At 69.7% G+C, this 17,453-nt stretch carries 17 protein-coding genes; 7 read left to right on the top strand and 10 right to left on the bottom strand.

The features are described 5' to 3' along the window. Positions 1 to 9: 9 nt before the first annotated feature. Genes SM611_RS33980 through SM611_RS33970 form a run of 3 tightly spaced genes read right to left on the bottom strand, consistent with a single transcriptional unit; the run spans position 10 to position 2,969 of the window. Complete coding sequence (locus SM611_RS33980) at positions 10 to 1,290, bottom strand: alpha-amylase family glycosyl hydrolase (protein ID WP_371954433.1); 1,281 nt, start codon at positions 1,288 to 1,290, stop codon at positions 10 to 12. 31 nt (positions 1,291 to 1,321) lie between these two features. Continuing rightward, positions 1,322 to 1,783 (bottom strand): hypothetical protein, encoded by a 462-nt coding sequence (locus tag SM611_RS33975; protein ID WP_371954432.1) that lies wholly within the window; start codon positions 1,781 to 1,783, stop codon positions 1,322 to 1,324. A 22-nt stretch (positions 1,784 to 1,805) separates the two neighbouring features. Then, positions 1,806 to 2,969 carry a lactate 2-monooxygenase gene (locus tag SM611_RS33970; protein ID WP_371954431.1) on the bottom strand — a complete coding sequence of 388 codons (1,164 nt, stop codon included), beginning with the start codon at positions 2,967 to 2,969 and terminating at the stop codon, positions 1,806 to 1,808. 148 nt (positions 2,970 to 3,117) lie between these two features. On the opposite strand from SM611_RS33970, the gene SM611_RS33965 reads away from it, so the two are divergent. Next, complete coding sequence (locus SM611_RS33965; protein WP_371954430.1) at positions 3,118 to 5,607, top strand: DNA gyrase/topoisomerase IV subunit A; 2,490 nt, start codon at positions 3,118 to 3,120, stop codon at positions 5,605 to 5,607. Positions 5,608 to 5,652: 45 nt separating this feature from the next. Here SM611_RS33965 and SM611_RS33960 read toward each other — a convergent pair whose 3' ends face one another. Beyond that, positions 5,653 to 6,351 (bottom strand): ATP-binding protein, encoded by a 699-nt coding sequence (locus tag SM611_RS33960; protein WP_371954429.1) that lies wholly within the window; start codon positions 6,349 to 6,351, stop codon positions 5,653 to 5,655. 256 nt (positions 6,352 to 6,607) lie between these two features. Here SM611_RS33960 and SM611_RS33955 point away from each other — a divergent pair, with 256 nt between their 5' ends. Continuing rightward, positions 6,608 to 7,468 carry a helix-turn-helix domain-containing protein gene (locus SM611_RS33955; protein WP_371954428.1) on the top strand — a complete coding sequence of 287 codons (861 nt, stop codon included), beginning with the start codon at positions 6,608 to 6,610 and terminating at the stop codon, positions 7,466 to 7,468. After that, a complete protein-coding gene (locus SM611_RS33950; protein WP_371954427.1) occupies positions 7,465 to 7,665 on the top strand; it encodes a DUF397 domain-containing protein in 201 nt (66 codons plus the stop codon). The genes SM611_RS33955 and SM611_RS33950 overlap by 4 nt, the downstream gene beginning before the upstream one ends. A gap of 21 nt (positions 7,666 to 7,686) precedes the next feature. On the opposite strand, the gene SM611_RS33945 is transcribed toward SM611_RS33950, so the two are convergent. The 5 genes from SM611_RS33945 to SM611_RS33925 form a co-directional block, all read right to left on the bottom strand. Continuing rightward, positions 7,687 to 8,226 carry a hypothetical protein gene (locus tag SM611_RS33945; protein ID WP_371954426.1) on the bottom strand — a complete coding sequence of 180 codons (540 nt, stop codon included), beginning with the start codon at positions 8,224 to 8,226 and terminating at the stop codon, positions 7,687 to 7,689. A gap of 132 nt (positions 8,227 to 8,358) precedes the next feature. After that, positions 8,359 to 8,808 carry a flavoprotein gene (locus SM611_RS33940; RefSeq protein ID WP_371954425.1) on the bottom strand — a complete coding sequence of 150 codons (450 nt, stop codon included), beginning with the start codon at positions 8,806 to 8,808 and terminating at the stop codon, positions 8,359 to 8,361. 223 nt (positions 8,809 to 9,031) lie between these two features. Further along, positions 9,032 to 9,394 carry a nuclear transport factor 2 family protein gene (locus SM611_RS33935; protein ID WP_371954424.1) on the bottom strand — a complete coding sequence of 121 codons (363 nt, stop codon included), beginning with the start codon at positions 9,392 to 9,394 and terminating at the stop codon, positions 9,032 to 9,034. Positions 9,395 to 9,517: 123 nt separating this feature from the next. Beyond that, complete coding sequence (locus tag SM611_RS33930; RefSeq protein WP_371954423.1) at positions 9,518 to 10,162, bottom strand: response regulator; 645 nt, start codon at positions 10,160 to 10,162, stop codon at positions 9,518 to 9,520. Positions 10,163 to 10,173: 11 nt separating this feature from the next. Continuing rightward, positions 10,174 to 11,310, bottom strand: a complete 1,137-nt coding sequence (locus SM611_RS33925) for a sensor histidine kinase (RefSeq protein ID WP_371954422.1) — start codon at positions 11,308 to 11,310, stop codon at positions 10,174 to 10,176. A 346-nt stretch (positions 11,311 to 11,656) separates the two neighbouring features. Between SM611_RS33925 and SM611_RS33920 the strand changes: the two genes are divergently transcribed. Further along, a complete protein-coding gene (locus tag SM611_RS33920; RefSeq protein WP_371954421.1) occupies positions 11,657 to 12,541 on the top strand; it encodes a hypothetical protein in 885 nt (294 codons plus the stop codon). Positions 12,542 to 12,683: 142 nt separating this feature from the next. Here SM611_RS33920 and SM611_RS33915 read toward each other — a convergent pair whose 3' ends face one another. After that, positions 12,684 to 14,774 carry a DNA gyrase/topoisomerase IV subunit B gene (locus SM611_RS33915; RefSeq protein ID WP_371954420.1) on the bottom strand — a complete coding sequence of 697 codons (2,091 nt, stop codon included), beginning with the start codon at positions 14,772 to 14,774 and terminating at the stop codon, positions 12,684 to 12,686. Positions 14,775 to 14,986: 212 nt separating this feature from the next. Here SM611_RS33915 and SM611_RS33910 point away from each other — a divergent pair, with 212 nt between their 5' ends. The 3 genes from SM611_RS33910 to SM611_RS33900 all read left to right on the top strand — a co-directional run bounded on the left by SM611_RS33910 (position 14,987) and on the right by SM611_RS33900 (position 17,309). Then, positions 14,987 to 15,889 carry an ABC transporter ATP-binding protein gene (locus SM611_RS33910; RefSeq protein WP_371954419.1) on the top strand — a complete coding sequence of 301 codons (903 nt, stop codon included), beginning with the start codon at positions 14,987 to 14,989 and terminating at the stop codon, positions 15,887 to 15,889. Further along, entirely contained in the window at positions 15,886 to 16,959 is a 1,074-nt protein-coding gene (locus SM611_RS33905) for an ABC transporter permease (RefSeq protein ID WP_371954418.1), read from the top strand. The genes SM611_RS33910 and SM611_RS33905 overlap by 4 nt, the downstream gene beginning before the upstream one ends. 119 nt (positions 16,960 to 17,078) lie before the next feature. After that, positions 17,079 to 17,309 carry a DUF7455 domain-containing protein gene (locus SM611_RS33900; protein WP_371954417.1) on the top strand — a complete coding sequence of 77 codons (231 nt, stop codon included), beginning with the start codon at positions 17,079 to 17,081 and terminating at the stop codon, positions 17,307 to 17,309. Positions 17,310 to 17,453 lie beyond the last annotated feature (144 nt).

Genomic DNA, 17,453 nt, shown 5'->3' with positions numbered 1-17,453 from the left:
TGACATTTGTCATGGTTCGGCGATCGCCCACCCCGCGGGTGGGACGGTCGCGCCGTCGGAGGTGAAATTCGCTTCACCGGCTACGAGCGTCCAGTCCGCGGCGGGAAGTTCCGCCTTGGCGGGCTCGCCGTCCAGGTTGAGGACGACCGCGAGCCGTTCCGCGCCGTGCCCCACTGTGTAGGAGAGAGCCGTGTTGGTCAAGGTGGAGACCGTCGTACGGGCGCGGACGAGCCATGGGTGGCGGCGCCTCAGCCCGATCAGGTCCTGGTGGAGGCGGTGGTAGGGGGCGCCGTAGCCGGGGGCCTCCTCGGGACGTTCCGGAAAGGCCGGCCGTATGGCGTCGTCCCCGCCCGCGCGTTCCTCCTTGACGCCCTCGAACCCGAACTCGTCGCCCGCGTAGACGGACGGGACACCGCCGACGGTCAGCAGGATCACGAGCGCGTGGTCCCGGTGCCGGGCCTCGGTCAGGCGGCTCGCGATGCGGGTCACGTCGTGGTTGCCCAGGAACGTCTGCGGGACGAACGCGTCGAGCATCGCGTCGTGCCGGTCAAGCGCATGGGCCAGTTCGAAGAAGTTGCGGTCGTTGAGCGAGCTCCAGATGGCCTTCCATAGTTCGTACTGGGTGACGGAGTCGAATCCGCTGTGCTCGACGAGGCGTGCGTAGTCGCCGTGGATGACCTCGCCGACGAACCACGCATCGGGAAAGCGCGCGCGGACGCGGTCGGTGACCAGCCGCCAGAACGGCGGCGGGACGGCATATGCGGCATCGAGCCGCCAGCCGTCTATACCGCGCTCCAGCCAGTGGGCCATCACGTCGGTGACGTAGTCGGCGACTTCGGGTTCACCGTGGTTCAGCGTGACGAGATGGTCGTGCCCCTCGAACGTGCGCAGATCGGTGTGGAACCACGTCCTGTACGGGGAGTCGTCGCCCTTGTCCATGACGTCGGCGAACGGTTGGAAGCCGCGTCCGACATGGTTGAAGACACCGTCGAGCAGGACACGGACGCCCCGCCGGGACGCCTCGTCGATGAGCCGCCGCAGGTCGTCCTCGCCGCCGAGCCTCGGATCGACGCGGTAGTGGTCGACGGTGTCGTAGCCGTGCGTCTCGGACGCGAACACCGGGCCGAGCGCGAGCCCGTTGCAGCCGAGCCCGACGAGGTGGTCGAGCCAGCCGGTGAGCCTCGCGAGCCGTGGCTCGGGGGGCGCCCCCGCCGGGAGGGACGCGCGTTCGGCGCCGACGAAACCGAGCGGATAGGCGTGCCACCAGATGGCGTGATCGGGCCAGCGCATGCGCTCCTCCCTACCCACGGGAAGCGGGCAATCACGAGAATTCCCCGAGCCCCGCCCGATGGCGGATCACGGCGGCCAGCTGATCCAGCCCGAGACCGTCCGGGGCGCCGTCCGCCTCCCGCAGCGCCGAGAGCGTCCGCCGGCTCCGCCCGCCCTGCCAGGCGATCCTGACGACGCGCGTGGGATGGCCGACGACGCCCGCGTCGGTGATGTCGCTCCACGGAATGAGCACCTCTCCCGTGAGCGGCCGCCGGTCGCGGATGCCGTCCAGGCCGATGATCGTCCGGGACCGCACGGTCATCACAACGATGAAGCAGATCGCCACAAGGCAGACGAGCGTGATGGTGACCAGCGCTCCGCTGACCAGGTAGGCGCCCAGACCTCCCCCGACCGCCCCGAGCAGACCGAGGAAGACCAGCAGCGGCACCACCGGTGTCCAGCGCAGGCGACGCTCGATGACGGGCGGGACGGGAATGAACCCCTTGTCGGTCATTTCCTGGAAATTAGCGGGCGGCCTAGGCGCGCACAAGGATCTCCGGATTCAGGTCGTCCACACGCGGGTGCCCCGAAAGCGTCATGGTCAGCTCCAGTTCGGCCTGGAGGCAGCGCAGAACGTGCTGCACACCGGCCTGGCCGGCAAGCGCCAGCCCGTACGCGTAAGGACGCGCGACCAGGACGGCCTTGGCCCCGAGCGCGAGCGCCTTGGCGACGTCCGATCCCGTCCGGATTCCGCTGTCGAACAGGACGGTCGCCTGGTCGTGGACGGCCTCGACCACATCGGGAAGCGCGTCCAGGGAGGCGATGGCCCCGTCCACCTGGCGTCCGCCATGGTTGGAGACGACGACCGCGTCCATCCCGGCGTCCACCGCCTGGCGGGCGTCGTCGGGATGCTGGATGCCCTTGAGCGCGATGGGGCCGTCCCAGTGGTCCCGCAGGAAGATGAGGTCGTCCCAGGTCAGGCTCGGGTTCCCGAAGTTGGCGACCCAGTGCAGGATCGCCATGTCCCTGTTGGCGGCGCTGATCTCCCCGCCGACGGCCTTCTGGAAGACCGGATCGCTGAAATAGTTCGCGACACCGATCCCGCGCAAGAATGGCAGATAGGCCTGGTTCAGGTCGCGTGGACGCCACGCGAGCGTGAACGTGTCGAGCGTGACGACAAGGGCCGTGTAGCCGGACGCCTTGGCCCGCTCCAGGAAGCTGACGGCGAGTTCCCTGTCCTTGGGCCAGTACAGCTGGTACCAGCGCGGCCCATCCCCATTGGCCTCGGCCACGTCCTCCATGGAGTACGACGCCGCCGTGCTCAGCACCATCGTCAGCCCCTCGGCCGCCGCCGCCCGCGCGACGGCCAGCTCGCCGTCCGGATGGAAGATGGACTGGACGCCGATGGGCGCGAGCAGAACCGGGGACGGCATCGCGGTGCCGAGCACGTCCACCGAGAGGTCGCGCGCGGCGACGTCCCGCAGCATGCGCGGCACGATCCGCCAGCGGTCGAAGGCCTCCCGGTTGGCCCGCGCGGTCGCCTCGCTGCCCGCCGAACCGGCCACGTACCCGAACGCCTGCGCCGACAGCGACTTCTCGGCGAGGCCCTCCAGCTTCGTCAGGTCCGTCGGCAGCGACGGGACGACGTCTCCGAGTCCCTGCAGATAGATCGAGTTCTGGAAGTCGGCCAGCCCGCTCAAGGGAACCTCCGCCTGGGGAATCCGAAACCGTCCGTGCTCAATCTGCCAGGTTCGGGAAGGTGACGGAACGGCACCGATTCCCCGAGTTGGGCGGCGCACCCGGTGGGGCGGGCGAAAGATGTCCCCGGGACCGGCCACAATGTGGGGCATGGCACGACGCGGATCCCAAGCCCCTCCACCGCCGCCGGACTTCGAAGAGAACATCGTCGACGTCGATGTCTCCGACGAGATGCGCGGCAGCTTCCTCGAGTACGCCTACTCGGTCATCTACCAGCGGGCGCTCCCCGACGCGCGCGACGGCATGAAGCCCGTCCAGCGCCGGATCCTGTACTCGATGAACGAGATGGGGCTGCGCCCCGACCGCGGGCACGTCAAGTGCGCCCGCGTCGTCGGCGAGGTCATGGGCAAGCTGCACCCGCACGGCGACAGCGCCATCTACGACGCGATGGTGCGGATGGCGCAGCCGTGGGCGATGCGGATGCCGCTCGTGGACGGCCACGGCAACTTCGGCTCGCTCGGCGGCGACGACATGCCCGCCGCCATGCGGTACACCGAGGCCCGGATGTCGCGCGAAGCGATGCTGATGGTCGCGTCGATCGACGAGGACACGGTCGACTTCCGCCCCAACTACGACGGTCAGGAGCAGGAGCCGGAGGTCCTGCCGGCCGCGTTCCCGAACCTCCTGGTGAACGGCGCGTCCGGCATCGCGGTCGGGATGGCCACCAACATGGCGCCGCACAACCTCGGCGAGGTCATCGCCGCGGCCCGGCACCTGATCGACCACCCCGACGCGGGCCTGGACGACCTGATGCGCTTCGTCCCCGGCCCCGACCTGCCCACCGGCGGCAAGATCGTCGGCCTGGACGGCATCCGCGACGCCTACGAGCGCGGCCGGGGGACGTTCCGCACCCGCGCCACGGTCTCCATCGAGAACGTCACGCCGCGCCGCAAGGGCATCATCGTCAGCGAACTGCCGTACGCCGTCGGGCCGGAGCGAGTCAAGGCCAAGATCAAGGAACTGGTCAACGCCAAGAAGATCCAGGGCATCTCCGACCTGAAGGACCTCACCGACCGCAATGTCGGCCTCCGCCTGGTCATCGAGATCAAGAACGGGTTCAACCCGGAGGCCGTCCTCGCCGACCTCTACCGGCTCACGCCGATGGAGGAGACGTTCGGCATCAACAACGTCGCGCTGGTCGACGGCCAGCCCCGCACGCTCGGCCTGCGCGACATGCTGCAGGTCTACGTCGACCACCGCATCGAGGTCGTCCGCCGCCGCTCGATGTTCCGCCGCAAGAAGCGCGAGGACCGCCTCCACCTGGTGGACGGCCTGCTCGTCGCGCTGCTGAACATCGACGAGGTCATCCAGGTCATCCGGCAGAGCGACGACGCCGCCCAGGCCAAGCAGCGCCTCATGCAGATCTTCGAGCTGTCGGAGATCCAGGCGCAGTACATCCTGGACACCCCGCTCCGCCGCCTGACCCGCTACGACCGCCTCGAACTGGAGAAGGAGAAGGAGCAGCTCGCCAAGGAGATCGCCCGCCTGACCGCGATCCTGGAGTCCGAGCGGAAGCTGCGCGGCGTCGTCTCCAAGGAACTGGGCGACGTCGCGAAGGAGTTCTCCACCCCCCGCCGGACGATCCTCCTCGAATCCTCCGGCCAGACGGCCGCCACCGCCGTCCCGCTGGAGGTGGCCGACGACCCGTGCACGGTGCTGCTCTCGACCACCGGCCTCATGGCCCGCACCCACGACGCCTCGCCCCTCCCGGACAGCGGCCCCCGCGCCCCGCACGACGCCCTGACCTCGGTCGTCCCCGCGACGGCGCGCGGCCAGGTCGGCGCGGTGACGTCGCTCGGGCGGATGATCCGCATCGACGTCCTGGACCTGCCGACCCTGCCGCCCTCGGCGACGCCGCCGTCCCTGGCGGGCGGAGCCCCGGTCGCCGAATACGTCGACCTCGAACCGGACGAGACGGTGGTGGGCATAGCCGCCGTGGGCGAGGAGGGCGGCGGGCTGGCCCTCGGCACGGCCCAGGGCGTGGTGAAGCGCGTGGTCCCCGACTTCCCGGCGAACCGCGACGAGTTCGAGGTGATCGGCCTCAAGGAGGGCGACCGGGTCGTCGGCGCCGTCCAGCTCCTCTCCGAAGACCAGCACGTCGTCTTCATCACCACCGACGCCCAGCTCCTGCACTTCGCCGCGTCGCTCGTCCGCCCGCAGGGCCGGGCCGCGGGCGGCATGGCGGGCATCAAGCTGGCGGCGGGCGCGAGCGTCCTGTGGTTCGGCGCCCTCGACCCGGCCCGCGAGGCCCGCGTCATCACGGTGTCGGGCTCGTCGTCGGCGCTCCCGGGCACCCAGACGGGCGCCATCAAGCTGGCCGACTTCGCCGACTTCCCGTCCAAGGGCCGCGCCACCGGCGGCGTCCGGGCCCACCGCTTCCTCAAGGGCGAGGACGTGCTGCTCCAGGCGTGGGCGGCCCCGACCCCGCTCCGCGCGGCGGCCGCCAACGGCAGGCCGGCGATGCTCAACGTGACGATGGGCCGCCGCGACGGCTCCGGCGAGAAGCTCGACAAGCCCATCGTCTCCATCAGCGGCCCCATAGGCCCCGCCCCGGAAGAAGACGAGACAACCGAAGAGTGACCCGAAGAGGCCCCGGGACCACCCCGGGGCCTCTGCCCTTCGGCTTCACACTCCCGGCCGCACCCGGGCATTGAGATCCTCGTTGCACCGGACGATCCGCTCGGTCACCTCGGTGACGTCACAGACCGGATGGCAGGCGGCGCCGGCCTCCGGCAGGGTGACGAAGAGCGCGTCGTCCCGCGCCCACACCGTGATCTCCGCCCGGACCGAGAGGACGGCCATCCGCCACCCCTCGCTCAGGTGCAGCGGCCCGATCCCCCGCGCGCCCAGCAGCCGCCGCAGTTCCCGAGCCGCCTCATGGCAGTCCCGCTGGGGCGGACGCCACGGCATCGACGCGGGCAGCGCGAAGTACACGACCTTCCCCGAAACCGGTGGCGGCCCCAACCGCGACCGGCTCCGGCACGCGCCCCACCGCCCACCGCGCTCCACCGCCAGGGCGTTCACCAATTCGAGCCCGCGCCCACCCTCGGCCTCGACCGGCGGACGCAGGCCCGCCACGGACGGCGCCTTCCCGCACCACGACGCGGAGTCGAAGACCCGCACCACGATCTCCGTCCCCATCGCGCGACCGTAGATCTGCACCTCCGGCAGCCCGGCCGCAGGCATGCTCCCGAACGCCCTCCCGCCCAACGCGTGCGTGAAGGCGTTGGCCGCCAGCTCGGAAACCATCGTCACCGCATCGTCCACGGTCGCCTCGGGCAACATCAGCGCCGAGAGGGTCTCCCGGACGACCTTCCGCGCCACCCCGGCACACCGAGCCTCCGGCGGCAGCCCCCAGACCGCACACCCACCCGCCCGAACCACCTCGGCCCCGGTGCCTTCCGTCGAGCCCCACAACGCGATCACCACCCCTGCACGACGAGCCAGGCGGATTGCCAGGCGTGTTGATATCGCTACACAACGTGGCATCACATTTACAAGATCGCAATAGATTCTCTAAAAGAGAATCCAAGACCATCTTCGCCAGACAGCGCTACCCGTCGCATGGCAAGGTGTCACCGTGAGTGAGATTCATGTCGAGGGCTACAGCCCGACGATCAAGAAGCGCGCCCTCAGCCGCAAGCTGGTCGCCGCCCGCAAGGAGATCGGCATGACCACCACCGAGGTCTGCAAGCGCCTGCACTGGAGTCCCACCAAGCTCAACTACATCGAGAAGGCCAAGTGGATCACTCCCAACAGCGACGCGGTCAACGACCTCTGCGAGCTGTACGGGGTTGAAGGTGATGAACGCGAGGCCCTGGCCCGCCTCGCCCACGAAGCACGCGAGCGCGGCTGGTGGACGAGATACAACGACGTCTTCCGCAACGAGTACCCGGGCTTCGAAGCCTCGGCTTCGACCGTCCGAACCTTCCAGAACACCTACCTCCCAGGCCTTCTGCAGGACGTCGGCTACATCGAGCTCGTCACCAACGCGGCCGGGATCGAAGATCCTGCCGAAGTCCGACGACACGTAGCCGCCCGGCTGCAACGGCAAGAGATCTTGACAAGAGCGGACAACCCCTGCCATCTGCATGCAGTGGTCGACGAGAACGCCCTCCAGCGGCTTTCCTCACCGTCCATACGCGGCCTGCAAGTCCGCCATCTGATCAAGATGGCGGACCTCCCGAACATCAAGTTCCAAGTCATCCCGACCACCGCCGGCGTCTATCCAGGAGCAGGTGAGTCCTTCACACAACTCGGCTACTCCGACCCAGGGGAACGCGACATCGTGATCCTGGAGACGACCATCGACGACCGGATGCTCGAAGAGAAAGACGAACTCCAGTCCTATAAGGTCAGATTCGACCGATTGTGCGCGATCGCCCTCGATACAGCGGCTACGCGCGCGTATCTCATGAAGTTGATCGAGGATGACGAGTGAACCCACCGGTTCCCACCTGGCGCAAGAGCAGCTACTCACAGGGCGGTGGAACAGAATGCGTGGAGGTTGCCGAAGCCGGCGATGGATGCGTGGTCCGCGACTCAAGGAACCCGGACGGGCCACTCATCACCTTCTCCCCCAGCGCCTGGGCGGCCCTCCTCCACAGCATCAAGGCAGGCGCCCACGACCTTCGCTGACCCGGCGACTCGGGCTCTCCGTCATTGGCTGAGTTCGTCCTGGCGCCAGGTGCGGGGCCACTGGCCGGACGGTGGAGGCGGCCCGGACATCCCGAGATCGCGCCTCGCGCACGCATAGAAGCGATCACGGGCTTCACCCATCCTTTGCAGGGCGGCCGTCCACCCTTCCTGGTCGTCCCGGAGGCCGCGGGCCCACAGTTCGACGTTCCAGACGGCCTCGTGCCAAGCCCTGGCGGCCGCGACCGTCTCCGCGTCGCCGACGAGGAGCACCGCCTCCCACTCGGCCTGACGCTCAGACTCGGCGTGAGCGAGAAGCGCCATTCCCTCCTCGGGGTCCAGCGGATCCACGGTGAACTCGAATCCGCGATGCGCCGCGAGCCGCTGCCCCACACGGATCTGCGTCTTCAGGGCGTTGGCATAGCTCGCGTAGGTCTCGAACTTCTTCTCGTCCCATCGTTCGGCCCGCGTGCGCCTCCAGCGGCTGCGCTCGTTGAGGCTCGTCGTCACGTACGAGCCGAGCGCCCCGATGACCACGCCCACCAGTGCGGGCGCCTGATCCACAAGTCCCACCTCGACCTCCCGACATAGGACGAGGCATGCCCGGCATCGGTTCAGCCGCCGCATGACGGGTTCTCAGCGCAGTTTGGCGCAGGTACTCCCGCCTGACGAGGCCGTCGCCGCACGGCCGGGGAGTCAGCTCTTGAGGTGGGCGCGGGTTTCCCTGAGCGACTCGCAGAGCTCCGTCCAGGGGAAGGTGCCCTCGGTCATGTCGGGCGCGTCGGGACTCGAGAGCACGGCGGGGTCGAAGAGGACGGTCACACCCCAGGCGCGCAGGTCGGCGACGCTCCGGCCGAAGGCGGGGTGGCGGGACAGCGCGTTGTTCGGCCAGGGGGCCGCGATGATGGGACGGCCCGCGCCCACCGCCTCGTTCAGGAGGCCCAGGGCCAGGGTGTCGCTGATTCCGTGGGCCCACTTGTTGACGGTGTTGAACGTCGCGGGGGCCACGGCGAAGGCGTCCGCGGGTGGGAGGACGTCGGGCTCGTCCGGCTGCTTGTACTCCGAGCGAACGGGGAAGCCCGTGATGCCTGCCAGGCGGTCCGCGTCCACGAACTTCAGACCCGACGGCGTCGCGATGACGCACACCGTCCACCTGGAGGTTCATCGGACGGCGTATGGGTGCCGCTATCGGCGAAGCGGGCGGCGCCCACCTCGCAGCGGGCGCACGAGGCCTCACCTCTGTGGCACGTCACCCGTCCACCGGCCCCGCTGCGTTGACCTGCGGCGTGTTGTTGTTATGGACGCCCCCGAAACAACAACATGCCGCAGATCAACGAACCGGGGCTTGGCTTTGGATGGGGGGTGCCGGTCAGGTTTCGATGTCGTCGGGGCCCCAGTGGGCCTGCATCTGGGTGATCTTGCCGTCGTCGTCGAAGGTCATGACGTCGATGCCGCGGATGCGCATGCCGGAGACCTCGACGGTGAAGGCCATGGCGGCGCGGTCGCCGTAGGAGCCGCGGATGGGGCCGTCGAGGGCGATCTTGGTGCCGGCGGCGATGGCGTTGGTGTAGAACTCCTCGATGGCGGCGCGGCCGGTCATCGGAGGGTTGCCGACCGGGTCCTCGACCACGGCGTCCTCGGCGTAGAGGCCGGAGATGGCCGCGGCGTCACCGGCGTTGATCGCGTCGATGTACGTCCGCAGCGTCTGCTTCATGTGATCCTGTGTCGGCATGGCCGCAGCGTAGCAAGCGGGCGCTTGGTTAACGAGAGCGGCATGATGCCCGGATCTGCGTAATTACAGAGGTGAATGCCACCGCCGGAATCACATCGCGGTGCTGCGCGCGGGAGCGCGGGCTCAGCCGACGAGGCCGTGCTCGTAGGCGTAGGTGACGGCCTGGGCGCGGTCGCGGAGGTTCGCCTTCGCGAACAGGTTGTTGATGTGCGTCTTGACGGTGGCCTCGGAGATGAACAGGTCGCCGGCGATCTCGGTGTTGGAGCGTCCCCGGGCGATGAGGGCGAGGACCTCGGCCTCGCGGCGGGTCAGCCCGTCGGGCAGGCCGGCGCGGCGCGGACGCCCGCCGGCGGCGACGGCCTCGACCAGGCGGCGCTGGACGGCCGGGTCGAGCTGGGACGCTCCGTCGCGGACGGCGTCGACGGCGCGGGCGATCTCGTCGGCGCCGGCGTCCTTGGTGAGGTAGCCGCGGGCCCCGGCGCGGAGGGCGGCGAAGATCGAGTCGTCGTCGGCGTAGGTGGTGAGGACGACGATCCCGACGTCCGGGTGCGCCTCCTTGATGCGGCGGGTCGCCTCGACGCCGTCCATGCGCGGCATCCGCAGGTCCATGAGGACAACGTCGGGACGCAGTTCGGCGACCATCGCCACCGCCTGCTCGCCGTCGCCGCACGCGCCGGCCACGTCGATGCCGGGCAGCAGCTCCAGGAGGAGCACCAGGCCCTCGCGCACCACGGTCTGGTCGTCGACGACCAGGATCCTCGTCTTCACCGCGTCTCCCGTCACGCCGGCACCTGGAGGGACACGCGGAAGCCCGTTCCGTCCGGTCCGGTGACAAGGGTCCCATCGATCAGTTCGGCGCGCTCGCGCATGCCGACGAGACCGTATCCGGCGCCGTTCAGCTCGACGACGGATTCGGTCCCGCCGCTGTCCGTCACTTCGAGTTCGACGCTGTCGCCGAGGTAGCGCAGGGTGACCTGTGCGCGCGCGCCGGGCGCGTGCTTGCGGACGTTCGTGAGCGCCTCTTGGGCGGTGCGGACCACCGTCAGCCCGGCCTGCGGCGACAGTTCGCGCGGGACACCTGTCACGCGCACGTCGCAGGGGCGGCCGGTGCTGGCGTGGAACTCCTCGGCCAGTTCCGCTATGACCTCCTTGGGCTCCGGTATCTCCCCGCGGAGCGTGGCGAGTGCGCGCCTGGTCTCCTCCAGGCCGGAGCGGGCGAGGTTCCGCGCGCGCTCGACGCGGTCCAGGGCCTGGACGCGGTCGCCGTCCCGCGCGAGGAGCAGCCTCGCTCCCTCCAGGTGGACCATCTGCGCCGACAGCGAGTGGGCGAGGATGTCGTGGATCTCCCGCGCGATGTGCGAGCGTTCGGCGAGCACGGCGTTGGCGGCCTCGGCGCGGCGGGTCGCCTCCTGCGCGGCGACGCCCTGGCGGCTGGCGACGGCGCCCAGCGTCAGGCCCACGAACGCCGACATCAGGCCGAGGTCGGCGCCGCCCGACTGGAGCGCCTCCCCCAGCCCGCCGATCGCCGCGACAGTCAGCACGCTGACCGCGATACCCCACGGCAGCGGCAGCCGCATCATCAGCACCCAGAGCCCGGCCATGCAGAAGAAGAACCCTCCGCCGGCGTGCGGGGCGATCGCGTACAGCGCCATCCCCGCCGCGACGGCCAGGAGCAGCAGGACGATCCCCGTCGCCCGCCACGGCGAGTCCTTCTGACGCCCCAGCACGATGCCGGTAGCCAGAAGGACGAACATCACCGCGTTGAGGAGGACCAAGGCCAGCCCGACACCGTGCAGCGCGGGGGCCGGGTCCGCGTGCAGCAACCCCCGTACGTACGCGACGAGGCCCCACGTCACCAGCATGCCGACGACGAGCAACCGGACGAGCCGCTCCCTGACCCCCATCTGACAGTTCACGATCCGACGTTAACTCGCGCAAACCCGGCGATACTGCACGCCCGGCGCCCGGTGACGAGGCTCTGCCCGAGCGCCGACTCCGCCGAGCCCAGCAGGAGGTTGTCCAACGTGTTCATGGCCCGACGCTAAGGCTCGGCGGCCTCGGAGCGGATCGGCGCACGGCTGGAATCTGCCCCTCCACCTGCGGGTGGACGCCTCGGCCCCCGATCTCGATCCCATGGCCGATTGTGGACGCGTCCACAAGCTTGCTTTAGAAACGGACTTGTTTTTGAATCGAGCGTCCCTTGTGGACCGGTCCAAAAGGCCGGTCCCGCACCACTCTCCTGAGAAAGGGCCCTCGAAGCCTGTGAAACTCCTCTCCCGCGCCGCCCTCGTGGCGGCGCCCGTCGGCCTGGCGTTCGGCATGGCCGCGGCCCCCGCCCAGGCGGTCGCTCCGCAGGCCCCCGTGACCGCGCCGCTCGCGGCCCCGCTGGACCTGCCGTCGGACGTGCCGAAGTTCGACTTCGCCAAGCAGTGCCCGCCGCTGCCCGCCGGGCAGGACCCGAAGTTCGCGACCTGCCTCCAGCTGGTTGTGACCGGCGGCTCGATGAAGCTCGGCGGTCTCACCCAGGAGATCACCCAGCCGATGCGGACAGTCATCCAGGCGGTGCAGCCGTCGTGGTCCGAGCCCGCCGTCTACACCAGCGTGAAGATGACCGGGAAGCCGATGACGGTCCCCGGCGGCGTCATCGGCCTGCTCGGCTTCCCGATCGGCGGGATCGACGAACTGCCCTACAACAGGGTGCAGGTGCAGGCGAAGTACGCCGGCGGGTTCGACTTCAACCTGCCGACGACCGCGATCAACATGAAGATCAAGCTGATCAACGACGCGATCGGCGACGGCTGCTTCATCGGCTCCAACAAGGACCCGCTGAAGCTCAACCTGGCCATCGACTTCAGCACGATCACGGTCGTGACCGAGGGCGACATCAACGACCCGTTCGGCAGCCCGCCCATCCTGCGGATGCCGACCGGGGACACGACCTTCGCGGTGCCGAAGACCAACGGCTGCGGCATCTTCGGCCCGATCATCGACTGGAAGGCCGGCCTTCCGTCGGCGTCCGGGCAGAACTCGGCGTCGTTCCAGCTGTACATGGCCACGGCGCCGTACGCACCGGCGAACGCCGCGATGGCGGCGCGGAGCGTGCAGGACCCCGTCCAGACCTTCCGCAACCTCAAGATCGGCGACTGATCCACGTCGCCAGGGGCCGTCCACCACGGGGGACGGCCCCGCCCCCCCGCCATCGGGCACGCCCGCTCCGAACCGGCCCACGATGGACGGTCGGGCCTCGCGGCCGGCACGGGAATCGGCCCGCCCCGCCGCACGGGCACGCTCAGGTGTCGATGCGTTCGACGTCCAGCTCGGTGGCGCTGGCGGTGAGGAACGCCCGGCGCGGCGCGACGTCGCTGCCCATCAGCAGGTCGAACACCTTCGCCGCCTCCTCGGCGTCCTCGATGCGGACGCGCCGGAGCACCCGGTAGCGCGGGTCGAGCGTCGTCTCCGCGAGCTGGTCGGCGTCCATCTCACCGAGGCCCTTGTAGCGCTGGATCGGCTCCTTCCAGCGCGCGCCCTTGCGCTCCAGCTCGACGAGCCGCTGCCGCAGCTCGGCGTCGGAGTAGGTGTAGATGTACTTGTCCTGGCCCTTCTTCTGCTTGATCAGCTCGATGCGGTGCAGCGGCGGGACGGCGGAGAAGATCCGGCCGGCCTCCAGCATCGGGCGCATGTAGCGGTGGAAGAGGGTGAGCAGCAGGGTGCGGATGTGCGCGCCGTCGACGTCGGCGTCGGCGAGGATCACGACGCGGCCGTAGCGCGCGGCGTCGACGTCGAAGGTGCGGCCCGAACCGGCGCCGAGCACCTGGATGATCGCGGCGCACTCGGCGTTCTTCAGCATGTCCGCCACGGACGCCTTCTGCACGTTGAGGATCTTGCCCCGGATCGGCAGCAGCGCCTGGAACTCGGAGTTGCGGGCGAGCTTGGCCGTGCCGAGCGCCGAGTCGCCCTCGACGATGAACAGCTCGCTGCGGTCGTCGGCGGTGCGGCAGTCGACGAGCTTGGCCGGCAGGGCCGAGTTCTCCAGGGCGTTCTTGCGGCGCTGGTTGTCGCGCTGGGTGCGGGCGGCGATGCGGGTCTTGGCCGCGCCGACGACCTTCTCCAGGACGGCCCGCAGCGGCTGCTTCTGGCCGCGCGGCGGGTTCTCGAAGATCGCGCGCAGCTCGCGCATGACGACCTGGGACACGATGCGGGTCGCCGCGGACGTGCCGAGGACCTCCTTCGTCTGCCCCTCGAACTGCGGCTCGGGCAGCCGGACCGTCACCACCGCGGTGAGGCCCTCCAGGACGTCCTCCTTGATGACGTCCTCGTCGCCGTTCTTCAGCAGCTTCGTCGCGCGGAGCTGCTCGTTGACGACCTTGAGGACGGCGCGGTCGAAGCCGCGGACGTGGGTGCCGCCCTTCGGGGTGGCGATCACGTTGACGAACGACTTGGTGATCGTGTCGTAGCCGTTCCCCCAGCGCAGCGCGATGTCGACCTCGAGGTCGCGCTCGACGTCGGTGGGGGTGAGGTGGCCCTGGTCGTCGAGGACGGGGACGGTCTCGGTGAAGTGGCCGCGCCCCTGGAGCCGCAGCACGTCGACGATCGCGGTGTCCTTGGCGAGGTAGGTGCAGAACTCGCTGATGCCGCCGTCGAACCGGAACGTCTCGTCGAGGACCTCCTCGCCGCGCTCGTCGCGGACGTCGATCGTCAGGCCGGGGATGAGGAACGCGGTCTGGCGCATCCGGTCCAGGACGAGGGACTGCTCGATCGTGGCGTCCTTCAGGAAGATCTGCAGGTCGGGCCAGAAGCGGACGCGGGTGCCGGTGACCTTCTTGGCGACCTTGCGGATCTGGCGCAGGCCCGACTTCTTTCTGAACCGGGCGTTGGGCCGCCCCTCGTCGGCGAACTCGCCGGGCAGGCCGCGCCGGAAGCTGATCGCGTGGGTGTGGCCGTCGCGGTCGACCTCGACGTCCAGCCGCGCGGACAGCGCGTTGACCACGGACGCCCCCACGCCGTGGAGACCGCCGGACGCGGTGTAGGAGACGCCGCCGAACTTGCCGCCCGCGTGCAGCCGCGTCATGACCAGCTCGACGCCGGGGAGCCCCGTCTTGGGCTCCAGGTCGACCGGGATGCCGCGGCCGTTGTCGCCCACCTCGAAGGACCCGTCGGCGTGGAGCGTCACGTCGATGTGGGTGCAGTAGCCGGCGAGGGCCTCGTCGACGCAGTTGTCGACGATCTCCCACAGGCAGTGGGCGAGGCCCCTGCTGTCGGTCGACCCGACGTACATGCCGGGTCGCTTCCGGACGGCCTCCAGCCCCTCCAGCACCGACAGGTGCCGGGCGGAGTAGCCGTGCGGGTCTTCGGTTGGCACTTCGGCGGTCGCGGCGGTCAACGTGCGTGCGCTCCTCGGGGGTAGGACGGTCGGCAGCAGGGTACCCCCGGCCGCCGACAATCCACCCGCAGGCTCGCCGCCGCGGTCGTTCCGTCCGTCCGCGCGGCGGCTCGGACCCGGTTCGCCGGGCGATCCGGACCTCTACTTCTAGACCCTAACGTCCACCTTTAGGTGGGTGTGCGGCGTCCGGTGCGGTCCCTAATGTCCTGGGCATGGTGCAAACGATCGAGGTCTCGGGCGTCCGCAAACGCTACGGGGACGTCCAGGCCGTGGACGGGGTGACGTTCGGGGTCGAGGAGGGCGAGTTCTTCGGCATCCTCGGCCCGAACGGCGCGGGCAAGACGACGACGCTGGAGATCATCGAAGGGCTGCGGAAGGCGGACGCGGGGGACGTGTCGGTGCTCGGGCTCTCCCCGTGGCCCCGCAACCCGAAGCTGCTGCCCAGGATCGGCGTGCAGTTGCAGGCGTCGTCGTTCTTCGAGCGGCTGACCACCCGCGAGCAGTTGCGGACGTTCGGCTCCCTCTACGGCGTCCCCGCCAAGAAGGCCGACGCGATGATGGAGCTGGTGGGGCTGGACGACAAGGCCGACGTCCGGGTGGAGAAGCTGTCGGGCGGGCAGGCGCAGCGCCTGTCCATCGCGTGCGCGCTCGTGCACGACCCGGAGCTCGTGTTCCTGGACGAGCCGACCGCCGCGCTCGACCCGCAGGCCCGCCGCAACCTCTGGGACCTGCTGCGCCAGATCAGCACGGAGGGGCGCACCGTCGTCCTGACCACGCACTACATGGACGAGGCGGAGATCCTCTGCGACCGGGTCGCCATCATGGACTCGGGCAGGATCCTGCGGCTCGGCCCGCCGGCCGTGCTGGTGCGCGGCCTGGACGCCCCGGCCAGGATCAGCGTCGCCAGCGGCGTCCTGGACCTCGGCGACGCGCGGCTCCTGCCGGGCGCGGACGAGGCTTCCGACGACGGCGTCTCGCTGACCATCTCCACGCGCGACCCGTCCGCCGTGGTCGCGGCCATGGCGGCGAAGGACGCCCTGGACGGCGTCCAGATCCGCGGCGCCACCCTCGAGGACGTCTTCCTGGAGCTCACCGGACGGGAGTACAGGGCGTGAGCGCGTTCGAAAGCTTCAAGAGCCTGTCCCGGGCGATGTACCTGGGGTTCAAGCGCGACCGGACCGCGCTGTTCTTCACGGTCCTGTTCCCCCTGATGTTCCTGGTCATCTTCGGCGGCGTCTTCGGAAACCAGACGACGTCCAAGGTCGAGGTGCTGGAGATCGGCAAGGCGCCGGTCCTGGAGCAGGCCGTCAGGCAGGGCGGCGGCCAGCTCGGCGAGGTCATGAAGGTGACCCGGGCGTCCGACCGCGCCGCGGCCCTGCGCAAGGTCGAGAAGGGGGACGCGGACGCCGCCGTGGAACAGGCCGGCGGCCGGCTGGTCGTCCACTACTCCGCCGCCGACCAGGTCAAGTCGGGGACGGTGCGGGGCCTCATGAACTCGATCGTCCAGGCGGCGAACCAGGCGGCCACCGGCAGGCCCCCCGCCTACACGCTGGACGCCCGGCAGGTGGAGGACGACTCGCTCAAGGCCATCCAGTTCTTCACGCCCAGCCTGCTGGGGTGGGCGCTGGCGTCGGCGGGCGTCTTCGGGGCCTCCCAGACGCTGGTCACGTGGCGCACCAAGGGCATCCTGCGCCGCCTCCAGCTCTCCCCCGCCCCGGTGCCCACCGTGTTCGCCGCGCGCGTCGCGGTGAGCCTCGCCATCGCGCTCGTCCAGTTCGCGCTGTTCGTGCTCGTGGCCCAGCTGCCGATGTTCGGGCTGCGGCTCAGCGGCGCCTGGTGGATGGCCATCCCGATGGTGATAGCGGGCGTCCTCGCGTTCCTGTCGATCGGGATGCTGATCGGCGCGTGGGCCAAGACGCAGGAGACCGCCCAGGCGGCGACCCAGCTCGTGGTCCTGCCCATGGCGTTCCTCGGCGGGTCGTTCTTCCCCCTGGACGCGACGCCGGGCTGGATGAGGGCGCTGTCCTACGTCTTCCCGTTGCGCTATCTCAACGAAGGGATGCTCAACGTGATGGGCCGCGGGCTCGGACCGGCCTCCGCACTCCCTCAAATCGCCGTTCTCTTGGGCGTCGCGGTGGTCGGCGCGCTGATCGCCGTGCGCCTGTTCCGCTGGGACAGCGCCTAATGTGACCTCGGTCACTTATTGGGCCATTCTGCTGTGGGCGTACGAAGAACCAGGTTGGGAACGTCGGCGTCGGGTTAGATGTTGTCCTAAGTACCGACCCCGAGCATGAGGAAGGTGCCGTGACTGGAGCCCTTGCCCCAACCAAGCCGTTGACCGTCGCCGACCGATGCGACCGCTGCGGCGCCCAGGCCTACGTCCGTGCAGTCCTTGTAGGCGGCGGCGACCTTCTGTTCTGCGCCCACCACGGACGCAAGTACTCAGAAGCGCTCCGTGCCAACGGGGCCGACATACAGGACGAGACCGACCGGCTCAACGAATCCCCGGCCACCGCATCCACCGAGGAGCGGTAGACCTCCCAATAGAAACCCGAGGACGGCGGTCATCGCGAACGCGGTGGCCGCCGCTCGCATTTCGCCCGTTCCGGAGCGCAGCAGAGCCAATGGGACGGCGTGACTTCGCAGTGTGATTAAGTGATCGCATATAGTAGCGAAATT

The organism is Actinomadura monticuli, from assembly GCF_041463655.1.
In the GTDB taxonomy this organism is placed as follows: Bacteria; Actinomycetota; Actinomycetes; order Streptosporangiales; family Streptosporangiaceae; genus Spirillospora; species Spirillospora monticuli.
This window is presented reverse-complemented; position numbering and strand designations above follow the sequence as displayed.